The 22,697-nt window shown below is 70.9% G+C and carries 20 protein-coding genes and 1 pseudogene; 9 read left to right on the top strand and 12 right to left on the bottom strand.

Annotation, left to right across the window (positions count from 1 at the left end):
• Positions 1-115 (bottom strand): annotated as a pseudogene (locus tag H5J33_RS38260) (sugar kinase); the annotation flags it as partial.
• Entirely contained in the window at positions 100-1,005 is a 906-nt protein-coding gene (locus H5J33_RS03335) for a pseudouridine-5'-phosphate glycosidase (protein ID WP_181793283.1), read from the bottom strand. The gene H5J33_RS03335 and the pseudogene H5J33_RS38260, both read right to left, overlap by 16 nt.
• A gap of 99 nt (positions 1,006-1,104) precedes the next feature.
• On the opposite strand from H5J33_RS03335, the gene H5J33_RS03330 reads away from it, so the two are divergent.
• On the top strand, positions 1,105-1,533 hold the full coding sequence (locus tag H5J33_RS03330) for a VOC family protein (protein WP_181793282.1): 429 nt from the start codon (positions 1,105-1,107) through the stop codon (positions 1,531-1,533).
• Between the two features lie 36 nt (positions 1,534-1,569).
• Here the strand turns inward: H5J33_RS03330 and H5J33_RS03325 are convergent, their stop codons facing one another.
• Entirely contained in the window at positions 1,570-2,124 is a 555-nt protein-coding gene (locus tag H5J33_RS03325) for a methylated-DNA--[protein]-cysteine S-methyltransferase (RefSeq protein WP_181793281.1), read from the bottom strand.
• Between the two features lie 40 nt (positions 2,125-2,164).
• Complete coding sequence (locus H5J33_RS03320) at positions 2,165-3,037, bottom strand: glycerophosphodiester phosphodiesterase family protein (RefSeq protein WP_181793280.1); 873 nt, start codon at positions 3,035-3,037, stop codon at positions 2,165-2,167.
• Between the two features lie 276 nt (positions 3,038-3,313).
• On the opposite strand from H5J33_RS03320, the gene H5J33_RS03315 reads away from it, so the two are divergent.
• The 5 genes from H5J33_RS03315 to H5J33_RS03295 all read left to right on the top strand — a co-directional run bounded on the left by H5J33_RS03315 (position 3,314) and on the right by H5J33_RS03295 (position 9,672).
• Positions 3,314-4,192, top strand: coding sequence for an MHYT domain-containing protein (locus H5J33_RS03315; protein WP_181793279.1), 879 nt, complete (start codon positions 3,314-3,316; stop codon positions 4,190-4,192).
• A gap of 40 nt (positions 4,193-4,232) precedes the next feature.
• The gene (gene uvrB, locus H5J33_RS03310) at positions 4,233-6,371 is read left to right on the top strand and encodes an excinuclease ABC subunit UvrB (RefSeq protein ID WP_181793278.1); all 2,139 of its coding nucleotides are present in this window, start codon (positions 4,233-4,235) and stop codon (positions 6,369-6,371) included.
• Positions 6,372-6,535: 164 nt separating this feature from the next.
• Positions 6,536-7,114, top strand: a complete 579-nt coding sequence (locus H5J33_RS03305; RefSeq protein WP_181793277.1) for a TerD family protein — start codon at positions 6,536-6,538, stop codon at positions 7,112-7,114.
• A 288-nt stretch (positions 7,115-7,402) separates the two neighbouring features.
• Positions 7,403-8,392, top strand: a complete 990-nt coding sequence (locus H5J33_RS03300) for a TerC family protein (protein ID WP_181793276.1) — start codon at positions 7,403-7,405, stop codon at positions 8,390-8,392.
• Positions 8,393-8,571: 179 nt separating this feature from the next.
• A complete protein-coding gene (locus tag H5J33_RS03295; protein ID WP_181793275.1) occupies positions 8,572-9,672 on the top strand; it encodes a calcium:proton antiporter in 1,101 nt (366 codons plus the stop codon).
• Positions 9,673-9,698: 26 nt separating this feature from the next.
• Here H5J33_RS03295 and H5J33_RS03290 read toward each other — a convergent pair whose 3' ends face one another.
• Complete coding sequence (locus H5J33_RS03290) at positions 9,699-11,009, bottom strand: MFS transporter (protein WP_181793274.1); 1,311 nt, start codon at positions 11,007-11,009, stop codon at positions 9,699-9,701.
• 183 nt (positions 11,010-11,192) lie between these two features.
• Between H5J33_RS03290 and aroQ the strand changes: the two genes are divergently transcribed.
• On the top strand, positions 11,193-11,666 hold the full coding sequence (aroQ, locus tag H5J33_RS03285) for a type II 3-dehydroquinate dehydratase (RefSeq protein WP_181793273.1): 474 nt from the start codon (positions 11,193-11,195) through the stop codon (positions 11,664-11,666).
• A gap of 14 nt (positions 11,667-11,680) precedes the next feature.
• Here aroQ and H5J33_RS03280 read toward each other — a convergent pair whose 3' ends face one another.
• From H5J33_RS03280 to H5J33_RS03260, 5 genes are all read right to left on the bottom strand, one after another.
• Positions 11,681-12,409, bottom strand: coding sequence for an amino acid ABC transporter ATP-binding protein (locus H5J33_RS03280; protein ID WP_181793284.1), 729 nt, complete (start codon positions 12,407-12,409; stop codon positions 11,681-11,683).
• A 67-nt stretch (positions 12,410-12,476) separates the two neighbouring features.
• A complete protein-coding gene (locus tag H5J33_RS03275) occupies positions 12,477-13,403 on the bottom strand; it encodes an amino acid ABC transporter permease (RefSeq protein WP_181793272.1) in 927 nt (308 codons plus the stop codon).
• Positions 13,400-14,284: an ABC transporter substrate-binding protein gene (locus H5J33_RS03270; RefSeq protein WP_181793271.1), complete on the bottom strand. Its 885-nt coding sequence runs from the start codon at positions 14,282-14,284 to the stop codon at positions 13,400-13,402. Before H5J33_RS03270 ends, H5J33_RS03275 begins: the two co-directional genes overlap by 4 nt.
• Positions 14,285-14,772: 488 nt before the next feature.
• Positions 14,773-15,429, bottom strand: coding sequence for an MBL fold metallo-hydrolase (locus H5J33_RS03265; protein ID WP_181793270.1), 657 nt, complete (start codon positions 15,427-15,429; stop codon positions 14,773-14,775).
• An 81-nt stretch (positions 15,430-15,510) separates the two neighbouring features.
• Positions 15,511-16,197, bottom strand: a complete 687-nt coding sequence (locus H5J33_RS03260) for a maleylpyruvate isomerase family mycothiol-dependent enzyme (protein ID WP_181793269.1) — start codon at positions 16,195-16,197, stop codon at positions 15,511-15,513.
• Between the two features lie 224 nt (positions 16,198-16,421).
• Between H5J33_RS03260 and uvrA the strand changes: the two genes are divergently transcribed.
• On the top strand, positions 16,422-19,478 hold the full coding sequence (uvrA, locus tag H5J33_RS03255; RefSeq protein ID WP_181793268.1) for an excinuclease ABC subunit UvrA: 3,057 nt from the start codon (positions 16,422-16,424) through the stop codon (positions 19,476-19,478).
• Positions 19,479-19,667: 189 nt separating this feature from the next.
• Here the strand turns inward: uvrA and H5J33_RS03250 are convergent, their stop codons facing one another.
• A complete protein-coding gene (locus tag H5J33_RS03250; RefSeq protein ID WP_181793267.1) occupies positions 19,668-20,588 on the bottom strand; it encodes a carbohydrate kinase in 921 nt (306 codons plus the stop codon).
• A 297-nt stretch (positions 20,589-20,885) separates the two neighbouring features.
• Here H5J33_RS03250 and H5J33_RS03245 point away from each other — a divergent pair, with 297 nt between their 5' ends.
• On the top strand, positions 20,886-21,314 hold the full coding sequence (locus tag H5J33_RS03245; RefSeq protein WP_181793266.1) for a Rieske (2Fe-2S) protein: 429 nt from the start codon (positions 20,886-20,888) through the stop codon (positions 21,312-21,314).
• Between the two features lie 62 nt (positions 21,315-21,376).
• Here the strand turns inward: H5J33_RS03245 and H5J33_RS03240 are convergent, their stop codons facing one another.
• A complete protein-coding gene (locus H5J33_RS03240; RefSeq protein WP_181793265.1) occupies positions 21,377-22,324 on the bottom strand; it encodes a hypothetical protein in 948 nt (315 codons plus the stop codon).
• Between the last annotated feature and the right edge of the window lie 373 nt (positions 22,325-22,697).

Here is a 22,697-nt window from a genome sequence, read left to right as displayed (position 1 = left end):
CGGCGGTGTCGGTGCCGGCCGCGAGCGGCCCGCGGTGCCGGGCGACCACGTCGGTGACCACGTCCCCGACGACCAGCAGGGTTCCGTTCCGGTCCGGGCTCACCCCCTGGCCCACTCGGCGGCGATCCGCGCCGCCAGCCGTACGTTGCCGCGCACCGCGGCCAGGTTGGCGTGCAGCGAGGCGCCGTCGGTGTGCTGTACGAGGTAGTCCAGCAGGAACGGTGTCACCGCCTGCCCGGTGACACCCTGCTCCGCGCAGGCGCGCAGCGCGTCGGCGAGCACGCGCGCGTGCAGAGCGGGTTCGAGCTGCTCCGCCTTCGGGACCGGGTTGGCGACGATCAGCGCGGACTCCGGCGCGCCGAGGGCGTCCTGGGCGCGCATGACGGCGGCGACCTGCTCCGGAGTGTCCAGCGTCCAGTCGACCGGATGCCCCGAGTCCGCCAGGTAGAAGCCCGGGAACCGGTTCGTGCCGTACCCGGCGACGGCCACGCCCAGCGTCTCCAGGCGTTGCAGCGTCGCCGGCACGTCCAGGATCGACTTCACGCCCGCGCACACCACCGTGATCCGGGTCCGTGCCAGCAGCCCCAGGTCCGCCGACTCGTCCTGCGTCACCGTCCACTCCCGGTGCACACCGCCCAGCCCGCCGGTGGCGAACACCCGGATACCCGCCAGCGCGGCCAGCCGGGCCGTCGCCGAGACGGTGGTCGCCCCACTCACCCCCGCGGCCACGGCGAACGGCAGATCACGGTGGCCCAGCTTGCGTATGTCCTCGTTCGCGACCCGTTCCAGCTCTTCCTTGTCCAGACCGATCCGGGGCCGCCCGTCGAGCACGGCGACCGTCGCGGGCACGGCCCCCTCCCGCCGTACCGCTTCCTCCAGTTCGAGTGCCACCTCCAGGTTGCGCGGGCGGGGCAGGCCGTGCGCGATGATCGTGGACTCCAGGGCGACCACCGGCCGCCGCGCGCCGATCGCCTCCCGGACCTCTTCCGACACCACCAGCACCATGTGCCCGCCTCCCGTCCGTCGGTCCTCTCTCATCTCTGGCGGGCCCCGGCACCGGCTAAACGCTTGTGGGCCGCCGGAGAGGCCACCAGCCTGGTGCGTATGACGAAGAACAGTGCGCGTCTCGACCACGTCGTCCTGTGGGTGGCCGACCCGGTCGCCGCGACCGCCTTCTACGAAACGGCCGTCGGCCTGGAACCGGTCCATGTCGCCGAGTACGCGGAGGGGAAGGTGTCCTTCCCGTCCGTACGTGTCAACGAGGAGACCATTCTGGATCTCGCCCCGCACAGCCTGGCCGCACGGATGAAGATGCTGCCCGGCTCGGCCGACAGCGCGGGCCACCCGGTCAACCACGTCTGCCTGGCCCTGCCGTCCGACGCCTTCGACGCCCTGCGCGCCCGCCTGGAGGAGCACGGCGTCCCGGTGTCCGGTATCGACCCCGGCCTGTCGGGCGCCCGCGGCGACGCCACGCGGAGCTTCTACTTCCGCGACCCCGATGGCAACGTCTTCGAGGCCCGGCACTACGACTAACCGCGCATCGCCGGCGAGGACTTCACCCGGAGCCGGTCAGAACAGGGGCTCCGGCAGCACACCCTCCAGGGCGAGCAGCTTCCGCTTGGTCTCCAGTCCGCCCCCGAAACCGCCGATGCCGCCGTCGCTCTCCACCACGCGGTGGCACGGCACCACCACCGGCAGCGGATTGGAGCCCATGGCCACCCCCACCGCCTGCCCCCCGCCGGGCTGGCCGACCCGCTTCGCCAGATCGCCGTAGCCGACCACACTGCCGTACGGCACACCCGACGCCAGCTCGCGCAGCACCTGCCGGTTGAACCCGGAGCTGAGCGACCAGTCCAGGGGCAGGTCGAAGCCGTGCCGCTCGCCCGCGAAGTACTCCCGCAGCTGGCGTATCGCCTCCGCCGGCAACGGGGAGTCCGGATCCTCCACGAGCCGGCCGCCCAGTCGGGCGGCCAGCCGCTGCAGTGCCCGGTCGCGCACCGCGTCCGAAGCGTGGAAAACCACGTTGACCAGGCCGTTGCGAGTCGCCGCCACCATCAGCGGGCCGATGTCCGTGCCGACCACGGCCCATACGACCCGCTGCTGCTCCTGCCCAAGGCTGTCCATGCGCCCACGGTACGGCCCGGCACTGACAACGCTCGCCCGGTCAGTGCGGATCCAGGGCGTCCCGCACCACGTCCGGCTTGTTGGTGATGATCCCGTCGACTCCGTAGCCGGCGACCCGGAGGGCGCCGGCCGCGCTGTCCACCGTCCAGGTGAACACTCTGAGCGTTCGGCCGTGCGGCCCGCGGAGACCGTGCACCGCCGAGACGTACTCCCGGGTGAGCGATCCGTTCGGGGGGTTGATCAGATCCGTGAAGCGCGCGAAGTCCTTCAACTCCGTCACGGCGGGCGCACCCAGGTACGCGGTGGTGACCGCGGGCTTCAGCCTGTGTACGGTCCGTACGCTGTCGGCGCTGAAGCTCTGGACGATCAGCCGGTTGCGGTGCCGGCCGTCCAGCCAGCCCTCGTTGCGGAGGAGCTTGAGTGTCTGCTTTTCGATGCCCGGGTACAGCTCCGGGCTCTTGATCTCCAGGAGCAGCTTCTCGTGGTTGCGTTCGACCCGGCGCATGTACTGCTTCAGCGTCGGCACGCGCACGCCCGCGTACGTGGAGGAGAACCAGCTGCCCGCGTCCAGCCGGGCGATCTCCGCGGCGGTGAAGTCGCCCACCTTCCACGGTGCCCGGCCGGGGAAGACCTCCTCGACGTTCGTGGTGCGTGCCAGGGTGTCGTCGTGCAGGACCACCAGCTGACCGTCCTTGGTGCGCTGGACGTCGTTCTCCACCCAGGAGAAGCCCAGCCGGGCGGCCTTGTCGATGGCGGCCAGGGTGTTCTCGGGGGCGTAGGCGGAGGCGCCCCGGTGGGCGATCACGGTGGGCACCACCCCGTCGCCCGCCCGGGCGTCGGAACCGGTGCCCAGCAGGGCCGCGGCCGCTCCCAGGGCCGCGACGACCGTCGCGGCGACTACGCGCGCGTACATGCGTACTCCTCCCGTCGAGGCATACCGACAGCACCAGACTGACAGCAAAGCGTCAACGACACCCGGCGCAGGATGGCCACATACGAAGGAAGGCGTCCCGAGGCCGCTCACCGGTGACGCACATCTGCGGCAAGGGCGTGTTTCTTTGCCGGAAAGTCGTTCGACCATTCCGGTGGGAGTCATACTCTCTGCGACAACCCTGACCGCCCGCGCCGTCCTGGGACGGGGGCACACTCAGGTATTCCGGGACGCAAGAAGGCGGAAGGGCAGCCGCGGATGCAAGGCACGATCGACGGATTCAGCTACGGGGCCGTCACCCCGTTGGTGGCCTATCTGATGGCCTGCCTCGGTGGCGCCCTCGGCCTGCGCTGCACCACACGGTCGCTGCTGGTCACACACTCCCGGCGCCCCGCCTGGCTGGCCCTCGGCTCGGCGGCGATCGGCTCCGGCATATGGACCATGCACTTCGTCGCCATGATGGGCTTCACCATCGAGGAGACGCCGATCCACTACGACAAGACGCTCACCTACGCGAGCCTCGGGCTCGCCATCGTCATGGTCGGCGTCGGCATCTTCATCGTCGGCTACCGGGGCGCCACCGGCACCCCGCTGTTCACCGGCGGCACGATCACCGGGCTGGGCGTCGCCTCGATGCACTACCTCGGCATGGCGGGCGTCCGCTTCCACGGGCAGTTCACCTACAACACCTACACCGTCGCGGCCTCCGTCGTCATAGCGGTCGTGGCGGCCACCGCGGCCCTGTGGGCCGCCGGACAGGTACGGGGCTTCACGTGGAGCGTGGGCGCCAGCCTCGTCATGGGGCTCGCGGTCAGCGGCATGCACTACACCGGGATGGCGGCCGTCGGCGTCCACCTCGACGGCGCCCCCGACCCCGCCGACGGCGGGACCGCGGCGTCCTCGCTCGCACCGATGCTGATCGGCCCGCTCGCCTTCCTGCTCATCGCGGGTGTCGTCGTGGTCTTCGACCCGCTGATGGTCATGGGCCGGCCCGACTGGACGCCCGTGGAGCACAAACCGGGCGTCCCGGCCGCCGCCGTCACCTCCCACGCGGTCCACGAGCCCGCCGTCCCGCACGGGCACAGGCCGGTCCGCCGGGCCGGGGACCACCGCCCCCGCACCCCGCAGAACCGCTGATCGGAACCGGTTGTCAGTGCGGGGTCGTACGGTGGATGACATGCGGCCCGTTTCCCACATCGAACGCACGGTGGCGCCCTTCGAGGTCGTCAGCCCCTACCAGCCCAGCGGCGACCAGCCGGCGGCCATCGCCGACCTGGCCCGGCGCATCCAGGCCGGTGAGAAGGACGTCGTCCTCCTGGGCGCGACCGGCACCGGCAAGTCCGCCACCACGGCGTGGATGATCGAGAAGCTCCAGCGCCCCACGCTCGTGATGGCGCCGAACAAGACACTGGCCGCCCAGCTGGCCAACGAGTTCCGCGAGCTGCTGCCGAACAACGCGGTCGAGTACTTCGTGTCGTACTACGACTACTACCAGCCCGAGGCGTACGTCCCTCAGTCTGACACCTATATCGAGAAGGACTCCTCGATCAACGAGGAGGTCGAGCGCCTGCGCCATTCCGCCACCAACTCGCTGCTCACCCGCCGCGACGTCGTCGTGGTCGCCTCGGTGTCCTGCATCTACGGCCTCGGTACGCCGCAGGAGTACGTGGACCGCATGGTCACCCTCAGGGTCGGCGACGAGATCGACCGCGACGAGCTGCTGCGCCGTTTCGTGGACATCCAGTACACGCGCAACGACCTGGCGTTCACCCGCGGCACCTTCCGCGTCCGCGGCGACACCATCGAGATCTTCCCGGTCTACGAGGAGCTGGCCGTCCGCATCGAGATGTTCGGCGACGAGATCGAGGCGCTCTCCACGCTCCACCCGATCACCGGCGAGATCATCAGCGACGACCAGCAGCTCTACGTCTTCCCCGCCTCCCACTACGTGGCCGGCCCCGAACGCATGGAGCGGGCCGTCAACGACATCGAGAAGGAGCTGGGGGAGCGCCTGGCCGAGCTGGAGAAGCAGGGCAAGCTCCTGGAGGCCCAGCGGCTGCGGATGCGCACCACGTACGACATCGAGATGCTCCGCCAGATCGGCACCTGCTCCGGCGTGGAGAACTACTCGATGCACTTCGACGGCCGTTCCCCCGGCTCCCCGCCCAACACCCTGCTGGACTACTTCCCGGACGACTTCCTGCTCGTCATCGACGAGTCGCACGTCACCGTGCCGCAGATCGGCGCGATGTACGAGGGCGACGCCTCCCGCAAGCGCACCCTGGTCGACCACGGCTTCCGCCTGCCCTCCGCCCTGGACAACCGTCCCCTGAAGTGGGAGGAGTTCCAGGAGCGCATCGGGCAGACCGTCTACCTGTCGGCGACCCCGGGTGCCTACGAGCTGTCCCGCTCGGACGGCGTCGTGGAGCAGATCATCCGCCCGACCGGCCTGGTGGACCCGCAGGTCGTCGTCAAGCCCACCGAGGGCCAGATCGACGACCTGGTGCACGAGATCCGCAAGCGCACCGAGAAGGACGAGCGGGTCCTCGTCACCACGCTGACCAAGAAGATGGCCGAGGACCTCACGGACTACTTCCTGGAGCTCGGCATCCAGGTGCGCTATCTGCACAGCGACGTCGACACCCTGCGCCGCATCGAGCTGCTGCGCGAGCTGCGCGCCGGCGAGTACGACGTCCTGGTCGGCATCAACCTCCTGCGTGAGGGCCTCGACCTGCCCGAGGTGTCGCTGGTGGCGATCCTGGACGCCGACAAGGAGGGCTTCCTGCGCTCGGGCACGTCGCTGATCCAGACCATCGGCCGAGCGGCGCGCAACGTCTCCGGCGAGGTCCATATGTACGCCGACAAGATCACCCCGGCGATGGAGAAGGCCATCGAGGAGACCAACCGCCGCCGGGAGAAGCAGATCGCCTACAACAAGGCCAACGGCATCGATCCGCAGCCGCTGCGCAAGAAGATCAACGACATCGTGGCGCAGATCGCCCGCGAAGAGGTCGACACCGAACAGCTCCTCGGCTCCGGTTACCGCAAGACGAAGGACGGCAAGGCGGCGAAGGCGCCCGTTCCGTCGCTCGGCGACAAGGCGGCCAAGGGCGCGAAGGCGGGCAAGGCCGCCAAGGGCAAGACGGTGCCCACAACCCGTCCGGCGGCCGAGCTGGCCGAGCAGATCGAGGAGATGACCGAGCGGATGCGGGCCGCCGCCGCGGAGCTGCAGTTCGAGATCGCGGCCCGGCTGCGCGACGAGGTCTCCGAGATGAAGAAGGAGCTGCGTCAGATGCGCGAGGCCGGCCTCGCCTGACCCCCGACCCACCGACCTCGGCATTTCTGTGCCAAGTGTTGCAACACCGACACAAAGCGCGGGCCGGGGTCGGTACCGGCGGTCGCCCTGCGTAGGGTTCTGGACAACCGCGCCGCGCGACGGCCCGGCGCGGCAGCAGGGGACTGTCGAGAGGGGATTCAGCCGTGTCCGTCAACTTGTCCAAGGGCCAGGCCATCAGCCTGGAGAAGAACGACGGGGCCACCCTGACCGCGGTCCGCATGGGGCTCGGCTGGCAGGCGGCGAAGCGGCGCGGCCTCTTCGGCTCCCGCACCCGCGAGGTGGACCTGGACGCCTCGGCGGTGCTGTTCGCCGGCCAGGAACCGCAGGACGTCGTCTTCTTCCGCCACCTGGTGAGCGACGACGGTTCGGTGCGCCACACCGGTGACAACCTCGTCGGCGGCGCCGGACAGGGCGGCGACGACGAGGCGATCCTGGTGGACCTGCAGCGCGTCCCGGCCCACATCGATCAGATCGTCTTCACGGTGAACTCCTTCACCGGCCAGACGTTCCAGGAGGTGCAGAACGCGTTCTGCCGGCTCGTGGACGAGACCAACGGCCAGGAACTCGCCCGCTACACCCTGGCCGGAGGGGGCGACTACACCGCCCAGATCATGGCCAAGGTGCACCGGGCGGGCTCCGGCTGGACGATGACCGCCCTCGGCGCCCCGGCCAACGGCCGCACCTTCCAGGACCTCATGCCGGCGATCCGTCGGCACCTCTGAGCAGGGGAGACCGCCCACCGGTCCAGTCACGGCGTGAGAAGGAGACTCCGCACCAAGCATTGGTAAAGTGCCTCTGACCTGCCAATTTGGTGTTGATTTTGCCAAACGCTTTACCTTTCCTTGGTGATTGGGGTACTGTCTTCCGCACGGAGGGGAGTACTCCTTGCTGCGGCGCACCCGTCAATACGGACCGGTTCCGGTCCCGGGGCGCCGGCCCATCGCGGGTGGAAGAGACCTCCGGCAGCGACAACGCTGATGTGTTCGCCGTCACGCAATGCCGGAGGTGCAGTGGAAGTCTCCATGGGTCTGTGGGTCCTCACCATCGCGGGTCTCGCCGCGCTGATCGCGGTCGACTTCTTCATCGGCCGCAAGCCGCATGAGGTGTCGATCAAGGAAGCTGGTGTCTGGACGGTCGTCTGGATCGCCCTGGCCGGTCTCTTCGGCCTCGGCCTCCTCGTCTTCGGCGGCGGCAGGCCGGCCGGCGAGTTCTTCGCGGGCTTCATCACCGAGAAGTCGCTGAGCGTCGACAACCTCTTCGTCTTCGTCCTCATCATGGCGAAGTTCGCGGTGCCCACCCGGTACCAGCAGCGGGTCCTGCTCGTCGGCGTCCTCATAGCCCTGGTCCTGCGGGCCGTCTTCATCGCCGCCGGGGCCGCGATCCTGGCCAGCTTCGCCTGGGTGTTCTACCTCTTCGGCGCCTTCCTGATCTGGACCGCCTGGAAGCTCATCCAGGAGGCCCGGGCGGAGGAGCAGGACGACGAGTACGAGGAGAACAAGCTCCTGAAGGCCGCCGAGCGCAGGTTCGGCGTGGCCGACCGCTACCACGGCACCAAGCTGTGGATCCAGGAGAACGGCAAGCGCGTCATGACCCCGATGCTGGTCGTGATGCTCGCCATCGGCACCACCGACGTGCTGTTCGCCCTGGACTCCATACCCGCGATCTTCGGTCTGACCCAGGACCCGTACATCGTCTTCACCGCCAACGCCTTCGCCCTGATGGGGCTGCGCCAGCTGTACTTCCTCATCGGCGGACTGCTCAAGAAGCTGGTCCACCTGTCGTACGGCCTGTCGGTCATCCTCGGCTTCATCGGCGTCAAGCTCGTACTGCACGCCCTGCACGAGTCCGGTGTCCACGTCCCCGAGATCGGCATACCCGTCTCGCTCGGCGTGATCTGCGCGGTCCTCGCCGTCACCACGGTCACCAGCCTGCTCGCCACCAGGAAGCAGGCGGCGCACGCCGAGGGCGAAGACGCCCCGAAGGAGCGCGTCGACGTGTGACGGTGCCGCCGTACGCCGGCACCGTCGCGGAAGTCCGAGACCTCGCCCAGCCCCCTTGGCGAGGTCTCGCCATGAGGCTGGGACCGGTCCCACCGGCATCCCTCCCCGCAACGGAAAGGACGAGAGGTATCCGAAAAGCACGGAATGCGAATCCTGTACGCTTCTGCGACCATCGCCGCATGATCACTCGGCTCCGGTCGCTCACCCGCCAATGGACGATGCTCGTGCCGGTGCTCGCGGTCGTCCTGCTGGCCCTCACCTGGGGCCGGGACCTGCCCGGCTTCCTCGTCGGCCTGGTGACCCTCGTCCTGGCCGGTTCCGTCCTGGCGGCGGTGCACCATGCCGAGGTGGTCGCGCACCGGGTCGGCGAGCCCTTCGGTTCCCTGGTGCTCGCCGTCGCCGTCACGATCATCGAGGTCGCCCTGATCGTCACCCTCATGGCGGACGGCGGTGCCAAGAGTTCCACACTGGCCAGGGACACCGTCTTCGCGGCCGTGATGATCGCCTGCAACGGCATCGTCGGTCTCAGCCTCCTCGTCGCCTCCCTGCGGCACGGCACGGCGCTCTTCAACCCCGAGGGCACCGGCGCCGCTCTGGCGACCGTGGCGACGCTGGCCACGCTCAGCCTGGTGCTGCCGACCTTCACCACCAGCAAGCCCGGACCCGAGTTCTCCACCGTCCAGCTGACCTTCGCCGCGCTGTCCTCACTGATCCTCTACGGACTGTTCGTGACCACCCAGACCGTGCGGCACCGTGACTACTTCCTGCCCGTCACCCGGCAGGGCGCAGCGATCAGCGGCGAGGACCACGCCTCGCCCCCGTCCGCGCGCGAGGCCTGGCTCAGCCTGGGCCTGCTCGGCCTGGCCCTGGTGGGTGTGGTCGGCCTGGCCAAGGGGGTGTCGCCCACGATCGAATCGGGCGTGGCGGCGGCCGGCCTGCCGCACGCGGTGGTCGGTGTGATCATCGCCCTGCTCGTCCTGCTGCCCGAGACGATCGCCGCACTGCGCGCCGCCCGCCGGGACCGGGTGCAGACCAGCCTCAACCTCGCGCTCGGCTCCGCGATGGCCAGCATCGGCCTGACCATCCCCGCCGTGGCCCTCGCCTCCGTCTGGCTGTCCGGACCGCTCGTCCTCGGCCTGGGCCCGACCCACATGCTGATGCTCGCGCTGACCGTCGTGGTCAGCTCCCTCACCGTGGTGCCCGGCCGGGCCACACCGCTCCAGGGCGGCGTCCATCTGGTGCTGTTCGCGGCCTACCTGGAGCTGGCGGTCAACCCCTAGCCGACGGCCCGCGCAGGCACGTCCGGTCAGCCCGTGACCGGCTTCGGTTCCACCGCCGCCACGGGCACCGGACGCGTCTCCGGCAGCAGCGTGAAGCACACCAGGCTGATCAGCGCGATCCCCGTCAGATACGCGCCCACCCCCCACGGCACCCGCCCGCCCCGCTCCGCGAGCGCCGTGGCCACGATCGGGGTGAGGGCGCCGCCGAGGACCCCGCCCAGGTTGTAACCCACGGCGGCGCCCGTGCAGCGCACCCGCGGCTCGTACAGCTCCGGCAGATAGGCGGCGATCACCGCGAACGCGGTGACGAAGGCGAGCAGGGCGCCCAGGATGCCCAGGAACATCAGCAACGGCTCACCGGTCGCCAGCAGCGCGACCATCGGGAGCATCCACAGGGCGCACGCCACGCATCCCGCCACACACATCGGCCGGCGGCCGAACCGGTCGGCGAACAGCGCCACGAGCGGCACGAGCGCGCCCTGCACGAGCACCGCGCCCATGACACACGTCAGCATGACCGTACGGCTCACACCGAGCCGCTCCGTCGCGTACGCCAGCGACCAGGTCGTCACCGCGTAGAACACGGCGTAGCCCACCGCGAGCGCCCCGGCCGTCAGCAGCACCAGCCGCCCGTGATGCCGTACGACCTCGAAGAACGGCACGCGCGAGTGGTCGTCGATCTTCAGGAAGCTGGGGCTTTCCGCGAGGGAGGAGCGCAGCCACAGGCCGGCCAGTGCCAGCGCTCCGGCCGCCCAGAACGGCACGCGCCAGCCCCAGCGCGCGAACTCCGCGTCGGACAGCGCCGCCGACAGCGCGAGCACCACCCCGTTGGCCAGCCCGAAGCCGAGCGCCGGGCCCATCTGCGGAAAGCTCGACCACAGGGCGCGCCGCCCGGCGGGGGCGTGCTCGACGGTCAGCAGCACCACCCCGCCCCACTCCCCGCCGAGCCCCAGCCCCTGCAGGAAGCGCAGGACGAGCAGCAGCAGGGGAGCGGCGACACCGATGGTGTCGTAGGACGGCACACAGCCGACCGCGACCGTGGCGGCGCCGGTGAGCAGCAATGAGGCGACGAGCACCGGCCGGCGGCCGCGCCGGTCCCCGAGATGCCCGAACAGCACCGAGCCCAGCGGCCTGGCGATGAACCCCACCCCGAACGTCCCGAACGCCGCCAGCGTGCCCGCCACGGGCGAGAACGTCGGGAAGAACAGCGGTCCGAGCACCAGGGCCGCCGCGGTGCCGTAGACGAAGAAGTCGTAGAACTCGATCGCCGTCCCGGCGAGCGAGGCGGCGGCGAGCCGCGGCAGGGACGGCCTGTTCACAGCCTGTACATCGTGCATGATGGGTCAACTACCCACCGTGATCAGCAGTTACGGGGGCGTGCGGAGGTGACCGCGGGACCGGTGGTGCGCGCCGTGGCACCGGCGTGCATGGCCGGCCGTCCGCCCGGGGACGGCGTGATAGACCGGTCGGTGACGAGCGGCGGCCGCGGACGCGCCGCCCACCGACGGACCGGAGGAACCGTGCCCCGCACCCTGGCCAACGCCCCGATCATGATCCTGAACGGGCCCAACCTGAACCTGCTCGGCCAGCGCCAGCCCGAGATCTACGGCAAGGACACACTGGCCGACGTGGAGGCGCTGTGCGCCAAGGCGGCGGCGGCCTACGGCGGCACGGTGGACCTGCGGCAGTCCAACCACGAGGGCCGGCTCGTCGACTGGATCCACGAGGCGCGGCTCGGGCACTGCGGGATCGTCATCAACCCCGGCGCGTACTCGCACACGTCGATCGCCATCCTGGACGCGCTCAACACCTGCGACGGCATGCCCGTGCTGGAGGTGCACATCTCCAACATCCACCAGCGCGAGCCCTTCCGGCACCACTCGTACGTCTCCCAGCGCGCCGACGGCGTGATCGCCGGCTGCGGGGTGCAGGGCTATGTGTTCGGCGTGGAACGCGTCGCGGCGCTGCTCGGGGCGGCGCGGGCGGACGGGTGACACCGCGCGCGGGACTACGGCCGGCCCGTCTCCACGATCCGGCGCAGGAAGCGCCGGGTGCGCTCGTGCCGGGGCTCGTCGAAGACCCGCTCGGCGCTGCCGCGTTCCAGCACGACCCCGCCGTCCAGGAAGCACACCTGGTCGGCGACCTCCCGCGCGAACCCCATCTCGTGCGTCGCCAGCACCATGGTCATGCCCTCCTCCTTCAGGCCGTGGACCACCTCCAGCACCTCGCCCACCAGTTCCGGGTCGAGCGCGGCCGTGATCTCGTCCAGCAGCAACAGCCGGGGCCGCACCGCGAGGGCCCGTACGATCGCCACCCGCTGCTGCTGGCCGCCGCTGAGCCGGTCGGGGTAGGCATCCGCCTTCTGGGCCAGGCCTAGCCGCTCCAGCAGCTCCCTGGCCCGTTCCTCGGCCTCCGCGCGGGTCACCCCGTGCACCCGGCGCGGCGCGAGCGTGATGTTGTCGAGCACGGTCATGTGCGGAAACAGGTTGTACGCCTGGAAGACGACGCCGATCCGGCGCCGTACCGCGTCCTGGTCCACCCGCGGGTCGGTGATCTCCTCGCCGTCCAGCCAGATCGCGCCGTCGTCGATCTCCTCCAGGAGGTTGGCGCAGCGCAGCAGCGTGGACTTGCCCGAACCGGAGGCGCCGATCAGCGCGGTCACCGTGTGCGGGGCGACCTCCAGGTGCACGTCCCGCAGGACGACCGAGCCCTTGAAGGTCTTGCGGACCGACTCCATGCGCAGGACGGGCCCGTGGCCCTCGGGCGCGTTCTCCAGCGTGCTCACAGCGATCCTCCCCGGGTGCTCACAGGGACCCTCCCTGCTCCCGCCGACGGTCCATCCGGGCCGTCACCCAGTCGGTGAACCGGGTCATCGGGATGGTCAGCGCCACGAAGACCAGCCCCGCGACGATGTACGGCGTGTAGTTCAGGCTGCGGCCCACGATGATGTCGGCCGCGCGCACGGCGTCCACCGCACCGCCGATGGACACCAGACCGGTGTCCTTCTGCAGCGACACCAGGTCGTTGAGCAGCGGCGGCACCTGCCGGCGCACCGCCTGCGGCAGCACGACGTGGCGCAGGGCCTGCCGGCTGGTCAGGCCCAGCGAGCGGGCCGCCGCGCGCTGCGAGGGGTGGACGGACTCGATGCCGGCCCGGAACACCTCCGCCACATAGGCCGAGTAGGTCAGCGTCAGCGCCGTGCCGCCGAGCAGCACCGGATCGACCGTCACGCCTTGCAGCCGCAGCGCCGGCACGCCCAGGACGACGATCATCAGATTGATGATCAGCGGCAGGCCGCGGAAGAAGTCGGTGTACGCCGCCGCCAGCACCCGCAGCGGGAAGAAGACCGGGCCGCGCAGGGTCCGCGCGATCGCGATCAGCATGCCGAGGACCAGGACGGCGGCCCCGCAGACCAGCAGCAGCCGGAGGTTCAGCCACAGCCCTTCCAGGACCTTCGGGAACGCCTCGCGCGCGTAGTGCGCGCTGAGGAAGGTCTCCTTGGTGCGTGACCAGCCGGGGGCGTTGACGACGACCAGGTAGAGCAGCGCCGCGGTGACGAGGGTCGACAGGGCCGCGACCGCCGTGGCGCGGCGGGCACGCGCGCGATGGTGGCGTTCGCGGGCCAGGCGCCGTTCGGAGGGCACGTAGCCGTCGCCGCCGGGACCGCCACGGGCCATGTCACCGGGGTCGTCCGCCCCTTCCGGGACCGGTTCGCCCTTGACGACCGTCATTTGAGCACCGGGGCGTCGACGGCCTCCGAGAGCCACCGCTTCTCGATGCCGGCCAGCGTGCCGTCCTCGCGCAGGGCGTCGACGGCGGCGGTCACGCAGGAGGTCAGCGCGCTGCCCTTGTCCAGCACGAGTCCGAACTGCTCGGGTGCGCCACCCCGGTTCTCGAACTGGCCGACGATCTTCGCGTCCGTGACCTCGGCGGCGGTGATGTAGAAAGCGGTGGGCAGATCGGTGACGACGGCGTCGACCTGACCGTTCTTCAGCGCGGACTTGACCTGGTCGTTCTTGCCGAAGACGGCCGCCTGCCGGGTCGGCTTCACCAGGTCGTCGATGTACTCGAGGCTCGTGGTGCCCACTTGGGCGCCCAGCTTCAGCTCGCGCAGGTCCGCGATGCTCGTCGCCTTGGCCGCCTTGCCGCCCTTGAGCGCGATGACGGCCTGGCGCACGTCGTAGTAGCCGGAGGAGAAGTCGACGGCCTTTTTGCGCTCGTCGCTGATCGAAACCTGGTTGATGTCGAAGTCGAAGCTCTTCACCCCCGGCGCGAACGCCTTGTTGAACGGCACACTCTGCCAGACGACGGCGCTCTTGTCGTAACCGAGCCGCTTGGCCACGGCATACGCGACGGCCGACTCGAAGCCCTGGCCGTTGGCGGGCTTGCCGTCCTTGAACCAGGGTTCGTACGCCGGTTCGTCCGTCGCGATCGTCAGCTTCCCGGACGTCTTCGTGGCGAGCTTGCCCTTGGCGCAGGTCTTCGCGGCCGGCCCGGACGAGGTGGCGGACGCCTTCTCCTCGGGCTGCGGCGCACAGCCGACAGCGGTGGCGAGCAGGGCTACGGTGGCGGCGGCGACCGCGCGGCGCAGGGTGCGAGGGGCAGGATGCATGGCGGGAGAGTGGCAGCGAACGCGGCATCTGTCCAGGTCACAGCGGTAGTTGTCCGCATACTGGGAACGGGTGTTGCGGCTGTGTGAACATGGCCGCGTGCTGTGCGCGTGCGGGTGATGCCTGGGCCGCCGGCCGAGGGCGGTGGGTTGGAGACCGGCGGCCCTACCGCTTCAGGAACCGGTGTCCTGAGCGGGCTGCTACCAGTTGACTGCGGAGCGCCGTTCTCCGCGAGTGCGCACAGGGGCTTCGTCCGGGCGAAGGAATCACACGGGGCGCGTGCCGAGGCGGTGTGCGCCCGGAGCGTGTGTGGTGTGCGGTGCGCGCCCGGCGCGCGTGCGACGTGCCCGCGCGGGGCGCGGGTACGGCCGAACGCGCCGGGGCGAAGGATGTTCTCGGCACCAGGACTTCGGCCACGACCTCGACCGGGAGCGCGGGCGGGTCCGCGGACGGTGCCGTGCGGACCGGCCGTGGAGGGCCCGTTCCCCGCTCACCACCCGCGCGCGTGCCACTCCGGCAGATGCGGCCGCTCCGCGCCCAGCGTCGTGTCGTTGCCGTGCCCCGGGTAGACCCACGTCTCGTCCGGCAGCGCGTCGAAGATCTTCGTCTCCACGTCGTGGATCAGGCTCGCGAACGCCTTCGGGTCCTTGTGCGTGTTGCCGACACCGCCGGGGAAGAGGCAGTCGCCGGTGAAGACGTGCGGGTGGCCGTGCGGGTCGTCGTAGACCAGTGCGATCGAGCCGGGCGTGTGACCGACCAGATGGCGTGCGGTCAGCTCCACCCGGCCCACCCTGATCACGTCGCCGTCGTCGACGGGGACGTCCGTGGGCACGGGGATGCCCGCGGCGTCCTCGCGGCCGGCGTACGTACGCGCGCCCGTGGCCGCGACGACCTCGGCGAGCGCCTGCCAGTGATCACCGTGCCGGTGCGTGGTGACGACGGACGCGATGCCGTCGTCACCGATCATGCCGAGGAGCGTCTGCGCCTCGTTGGCCGCGTCGATCAGGAGCTGCTCGTCGGTGGCCCGGCAGCGCAGCAGGTAGGCGTTGTTGTCCATCGGGCCGACCGCGATCTTGGTGATCATCAGGTCTTTCAGCTCGTGCACATCCGCCGGTCCGCCGACCTTGACCTCTCCGGAGTACGTCATGTCGGCAGCCTATAGCGGGACGGGCCCGGTGCACGGCCGCTCCGAGGCGCCCGCGGACGGTCGTGGTCCGCGGGCGGTCTCCTAGAGCGGGGGCAGCTTCGGCAGCTCCCCGCCGGCCACCTCCAGCGCCGCGCCGTCGCGACGTCCGGCGAGCCAGCCCAGCAGGTCCGCCGGGCGTCCGGTGACCGTGATCCCGGGCACATCGGTCCCGCGCCCGGTGATCCACGCGCGCGTGCCGGCCGTGAGGCGGATCGCCGGGACATCGGGGTGTCCGGAGAACCGCTCGGCGAGGAAACCGGTCTCCCGCTCCACGAACTCGGCCGGCAGGTCCTCCAGCTCGTACCCGATCCCGAGGTCCACGTGGTGCAGCTCCACCTCCGTCCACCGGCGGAACGGGACCCGCGACGCGGAGTCGGTGACCCCGTTGCGCAGCTCCACCGTGCGCGTCCAGTCCGCGGGCACGTCCCCGGCCGCCTGGAAGCGGGCCGCGCTGTCCCGGACGTCGGCGACCTGGACCTCCACAGGACGCGGCGCGCCCTCCTGGATGTCGGTCTCCCGGGCCTCGGCGCTCGCGTACATGGGACGGCCCTCGAGGACGTTCACGAGCGCGTCCGCGTTCCGGGCGAGGTGGGCGAGGACGTGCCCGCGGCTCCAGCCCGGGAGCCGTGACGGCGCGGCGAGCGCGGCGTTGTCCAGTGCGGCGACCGCGGTGAGCAGCCGGTCGGTCGCCTCACGTACACAGGCCAGGTCATGAGCGTGATCCATCATGGCGCCGACCCTAGCCCGGCCACTCCTTCGGGTGAAGGTGACGAACCCCGCCCGCAAATCGAATGCACGTGCTATATCGTCGGTGGCGGCATCGGGCATGCTGGATGGCCGGGGATTGTTATGCAACCGGGCAATCCGCCCGACGTTGTCAGTGGCTCCCCCTAGTCTGAAGAAGCACGGGGGCCCCGCCCCTGTCACTTCTCCCAAGAAAGGTGCGGACCGGCGTGGCCGACCGTCTCATCGTCCGTGGCGCGCGCGAGCACAATCTGAAGAATGTCTCGCTCGACCTGCCTCGTGACTCGCTCATCGTCTTCACGGGCCTGTCCGGGTCGGGCAAGTCCTCCCTGGCCTTCGACACGATCTTCGCCGAGGGCCAGCGCCGTTACGTGGAGTCGCTCTCCTCGTACGCACGGCAGTTCCTCGGCCAGATGGACAAGCCCGACGTCGACTTCATCGAGGGTCTTTCCCCCGCGGTCTCCATCGACCAGAAGTCGACCTCCCGCAACCCCCGCTCGACGGTCGGCACGATCACCGAGGTCTACGACTACCTGCGTCTGCTCTTCGCGCGCATCGGCAAGCCGCACTGCCCGGAGTGCGGCCGCCCGATCTCGCGCCAGTCGCCGCAGGCCATCGTGGACAAGGTCCTGGAGCTGCCCGAGGGCAGCCGCTTCCAGGTGCTCTCCCCGCTGGTGCGCGAACGCAAGGGCGAGTTCGTCGACCTCTTCGCCGACCTCCAGACCAAGGGTTACTCCCGCGCGCGCGTGGACGGCCAGACCGTCCAGCTGTCCGATCCGCCGATCCTGAAGAAGCAGGAGAAGCACACCATCGAGGTGGTCGTGGACCGCCTCACCGTGAAGGACTCCGCCAAGCGGCGCCTGACCGACTCCGTGGAGACGGCCCTCGGCCTGTCCGGCGGCATGGTCGTGCTCGACTTCGTCGACCTCCCCGAGGACGACCCCGAGCGCGAGCGGATGTACTCGGAGCACCTCTACTGCCCGTATGACGACCTGTCCTTCGAGGAGCTGGAGCCCCGCTCCTTCTCCTTCAACTCGCCCTTCGGCGCCTGCCCCGAGTGCACCGGCATCGGCACGCGCATGGAGGTCGACCCGGAGCTGATCGTCCCGGACGAGGACAAGTCCCTGGACGAGGGCGCCATCCACCCGTGGTCGCACGGACACACCAAGGACTACTTCGGCCGTCTGATCGGCGCCCTCGCGGACGCCCTCGGCTTCCGCACGGACATCCCCTTCGCGGGCCTGCCGCAGCGCGCCAGGAAGGCCCTGCTCTACGGCCACAAGACCCAGATCGAGGTGCGCTACCGCAACCGGTACGGCCGCGAGCGGGTCTACACCACCCCCTTCGAGGGCGCGGTGCCCTTCGTCAAGCGCCGGCACAGCGAGGCCGAGAGCGACGCCAGCCGCGAGCGCTTCGAGGGCTACATGCGCGAGGTGCCCTGCCCCTCCTGCGAGGGCACGCGCCTGAAGCCGATCGTCCTCGCGGTCACGATCATGGGGAAGTCGATCGCCGAGGTCTCCGCGATGTCGATCAGCGACTGCGCGGACTTCCTGGGCGAACTGAAGCTGAGCCCCCGTGACAAGAAGATCGCCGAGCGGGTCCTGAAGGAGGTCAACGAGCGGCTGCGCTTCCTGGTCGACGTCGGCCTGGACTACCTCTCGCTCAACCGCGCGGCCGGCACCCTCTCCGGCGGCGAGGCCCAGCGCATCCGCCTGGCCACCCAGATCGGTTCGGGCCTCGTCGGCGTCCTGTACGTCCTGGACGAACCGTCCATCGGTCTGCACCAGCGGGACAACCACCGGCTGATCGAGACCCTGGTCCGGCTGCGGGACATGGGCAACACGCTCATCGTCGTGGAGCACGACGAGGACACGATCAAGGTCGCCGACTGGATCGTGGACATCGGCCCCGGCGCCGGCGAGCACGGCGGCAAGGTGGTGCACAGCGGCTCCGTCAAGGAGCTGCTGGCCAACACCGAGTCGCAGACCGGCGCGTACCTCTCGGGCCGCAAGGCGATCCCGCTTCCGGACGTACGCCGCCCGCGCGACCCGTCCCGGCAGCTCACCGTGCACGGCGCCCGCGAGAACAACCTCCAGGACATCGACGTGTCCTTCCCGCTGGGCGTGTTCACGGCCGTCACCGGTGTCTCCGGCTCCGGCAAGTCGACCCTGGTCAACGACATCCTGTACACCCACCTGGCCCGCGAGCTGAACGGCGCCCGGACCGTCCCCGGACGGCACACCCGCGTCGACGGCGACGACCTGGTGGACAAGGTGGTACACGTCGACCAGTCGCCGATCGGCCGGACCCCGCGGTCCAACCCGGCGACGTACACCGGTGTCTTCGACCACATCCGCAAGCTGTTCGCCGAGACCACCGAGGCGAAGGTCCGGGGTTACCTGCCCGGCCGCTTCTCCTTCAACGTCAAGGGCGGCCGCTGCGAGAACTGCGCGGGCGACGGCACGATCAAGATCGAGATGAACTTCCTCCCGGACGTCTACGTCCCGTGCGAGGTCTGCCACGGCGCCCGGTACAACCGGGAGACCCTGGAGGTCCACTACAAGGGCAAGTCCATCGCCGAGGTCCTGAACATGCCGATCGAGGAGGCCATGCACTTCTTCGAGGCGGTCCCGGCGATCTCCCGCCACCTGAAGACGCTGAACGACGTCGGTCTCGGGTACGTGCGCCTCGGCCAGTCCGCCACCACCCTCTCCGGTGGTGAGGCGCAGCGCGTCAAGCTCGCCAGCGAACTGCAGAAGCGGTCCACCGGACGCACGGTCTACGTCCTGGACGAGCCGACCACCGGTCTGCACTTCGAGGACATCAGCAAGCTGCTGAAGGTCCTCGGCGGACTGGTCGACAAGGGCAACACGGTCATCGTCATCGAGCACAACCTCGACGTGATCAAGACCGCCGACTGGATCGTGGACATGGGCCCCGAGGGCGGCGCCGGAGGCGGCCTGGTCGTCGCCGAGGGCACGCCGGAGGAGGTCGCCGGGGTCCCGGCCAGTCACACCGGCAAGTTCCTGCGGGAGATCCTCGGTGCCGACCGCGTCAGCGACGCCCAGCAGGTCGAGTCCCAGCGCGGCGGCAGGACCCGGAAGACGGCCGCGGCCAAGGCACCGGCCAGGAAGACGGTGACGGCCAAGGCCGACAGCACCGCCAAGTCCAAGGCCAAGGCCAACAGCACCGCGACCAAGAAGGCCGCCACGGCCACGAAGAAGGCGACGCCCGCGAAGAAGACCACGCGGACCCGCAGTTCCTGAGACGACGGGCGCCGAGGGCGGCTCGGTGGAGCAGGTCTGAGATCTCGTCAGAAAACCGGCGCCCCGCGGGAACTTCCCTCGGGGCGCCGCCCGTTCCACGATCAGCAAGCCCGGTCCGGCGTCCCGGCAGGTCGCCGCACACCACCGGCCCGGTCGTACCTTGTCAGCAGCACAGGGGAGTACAGCCGCTCACAGCGCGGCCGGATCACCCAGCTCCGCCGCGTACGGCGGCTCGGCCCCCGCCCGCGAGCAGGTGATCGCCGCCGCCCGTGCCGCGAAGCGCAACAGCCGTGTCCAGCCCTCCGTCCCGAGGGCGGCGAGCGCTTCGGCGGACAGCGCGTCGCGGGCCGCCAGCCCGTGCAGCAAGGCCGCGTTCACCGTGTCGCCGGCTCCGATGGTGTCCACGACATCGACCTTCTCGCCCGGCACGGAATGCTCCCCGCCGTCCCGGGTGAACACGGTCAGCCCGTCGCCGCCCCGCGTGATCACCACGGCCGCTGGTCCCGCGGCCAGCCACGCGCTCGGCGTGCCGCCGAGCCATGCCGCGTCCTCCGCGGACAGCTTCAGCAGCGTCACCGAGGGCAGCCAGCTCCTGAAACGCTCCCGGTAGGCGTCCGCGTCCGGGATCAGTCCGGCCCGGATGTTGGGGTCGAGCGCGGTGAACACCCCCTGCCCGGCAGCCGTCCGCAACAGCTCCTCGTAGGCGCTCGCCCCCGGCTCCAGGACGAGCGAGCAGGTACCGAAGGAGATCGCGCGCGTCCCGGCGGGGAGTGCGGCGGGGGCGGTGAACAGACGGTCGGCGGTGCCGTCGACGTAGAAGGAGTAGGCGGCCGAGCCGCCGGCGTCGATCGTGGCCACGGCGAGGGTCGTCGGCTCCGGCCCCCGCTGTACGCCGGACACCTCGACTCCGGCCCGCCGCAGCCCGTCGAGCAGGGCCTCACCGAAGGCGTCGGACGACAACCGCGAGCAGAAGGCGGTGGGGGAGCCGAGCCTGCCGAGGGCCACGGCGGTGTTGTACGGGCCGCCGCCCGGCGCCGGTTTCAGGTCCGCGAGGGCACCCGTGCCCTGCGGTACCAGGTCGATCAGTGCCTCACCGGCGACGACGATCACGCGGCGGTTCCCTTCTCGGACAACGTGGACGGTGCGGTGCGTCCGGCGGCTTCGGCGCGGCCCGGCGCCGGGCCGCCGCAGGACACGCGGTGGACGAACCTTCACCGCGCGGGCCCACCGTTCCTCACCGATCCGACCACCCGGCCCTCGGTCGTCTTCCGGCCGGGACGCTATCCCATGACCCGGTCCGGCGTAAACGTTCAGGTGACCGACCACGCCCGCCGCCCCCCGCCCGAGGAGTGGCACGTCTGTCCCGGTATCGTGCGCTCCGCACACCCCTCGACCAGTGGAGTCCAGATGCCCGCCCGCTCCTCCGCGAGCCGTCGTACCGTCCTTCGAGGGGCCGCCGCGGCCCCGGTCGCCGGGCTCGCCCTGGCCGCGTGTTCCTCCCCGGACGAAGGCGGCTCGTCCGCGTCCGCCGCCACCGAGTCCGTCGACCTCGGCAAGGAGAGCGAGGTCGCCGAGGGCGGCGCGAAGCTCTACCGGGATCACAACGTGGTGGTCAGCCGTGACCGCAACGGCGGCCTCAAGGCGTACAGCACGATCTGCACGCACGCGGGGTGCCCCATCAACAAGCTGGAGGGGACGACGCTGATCTGCCCCTGCCACGGCAGCCGGTTCGACGCCGTCACCGGCAAGGTCGTCGCGGCACCGGCCACCGAGCCGCTGACCGAGCTGGCGGTGAAGACCACCGACGGCCGGATCGTCGCCGGTCCGGCGAACTGACCGCGGAGCCGCCGGTGCCGGGCGGCGCGCCCCACGGCCGGGCGGCAGGGGACACCGGCCGGTCACTCCCAGTCCCAGGCGATCCCCAGGATGCCCGGCCGGAGCCGTGGCTCGACCAGATGGGCGCTGTGGTGGGGACCGGTCACGGGCAGCTCCTGCCGGCCGGTGCGCGGGGCCGCCGCCGACTGCTGGGCGAAGCGATGGCAGCGCACCGGCAGCGCCGCCGCGTCGAAGCGCACCTGGAGCGCGTACTGGCCGCCGGGGAAGCGGCACCGGTGCGGATACTCACGGGACGCCCCGGCCGTGCCGTCCTCGACGGCGTACCGGAAGAGAAAGGTGTCGCCCGAGCGCAGCCGCGTGCCGAAGAGCAGCTCGGCCACCAGGACGCCGGTGTCCCGGTCCCAGCGCAGACGGCCGGTGCGGCAGTTCTCCAGGGCGTGCACGGTGACGCGGCGGGGGTCGCAGCCCGGGTCTCCGTGGTGGACGGCGACGAAACGGTCGACGCCGTCGCGGTGCGCGCGCACGATGTGGTGGGCCTCGCGGCTCGCCAGCTCCCGCCGGGCGCCGATCCGGACGCATTCGTGGTGGCTCAGGGTGCGCAATCCACCGTCCGGTGACCAGCCGAGGCCGGCCGTGAGCCGGTCGAGAACGTCCGACGCCTCGACCAGCGAGCGGTAGGAGCGGCCCGCCGGGTGGTCGCCGGGCGTGTGCCCGTCGGACTCGGCGAGCAGCCGGATCAGCGACTCGTCGGGCAGCCGGAGGATCTCCTCCAGTGCGCGTACGGCCCGCAGCGACTCCGGGCGCTGCGGGCGGCGCGCGCCCTGTTGCCAGTAACTCAGGCTGGTGACGCCCACCTTGACCCCGTGGCGGGACAGATGGTGCTGCACCCGCTGGAGCGGCAGTCCGCGTGCGGCGATCGCGGCGCGCAGCGCCACGTGGAAGGGGCCGCCCCGCAGGGCCGTGGCCAGTTCCGCGGCGGGGACGTCCGCGTGCTCTGTGGCATGCCGCATGCCGGGGGGCCTTTCTGTGAGTGTCACTACGGCCGGTCACACCGCCTGCGCGGATGTGCGGGACCGCCTCCGCGGGTGCGGCGCACACCCGGGGCCGGGCGGGGCCGCGCCCGCACACCTGGGTGCGCGGCGCCGATTCCCCCGCATTGAAGCGTGTTGACCAGGACCCGACAACACCTCTGCTCGGCCGTTCCGGGCGACTGGCCGGACCTCGCCGTTACGCGGACGGCGGAGCGGGCCGGAACGTGGCGTGGGGGGCCCTCGTCCCGGGCCCCACCGGAGAGCGGCGGATGGGCCGCGACCGGTGCGTCCGTGGTGACGTCCTCGACCTTGTCGGTGACCCAGCCGCGCTGACCGCGGACCCGGCCGCCGC

This window comes from Streptomyces sp. WELS2 (genome assembly GCF_013870595.1).
Taxonomy (GTDB): domain Bacteria; phylum Actinomycetota; class Actinomycetes; order Streptomycetales; family Streptomycetaceae; genus Streptomyces.
The sequence above is the reverse complement of the archived record's forward strand: the minus strand, read 5'-3'. Positions and strand labels throughout refer to the sequence as shown.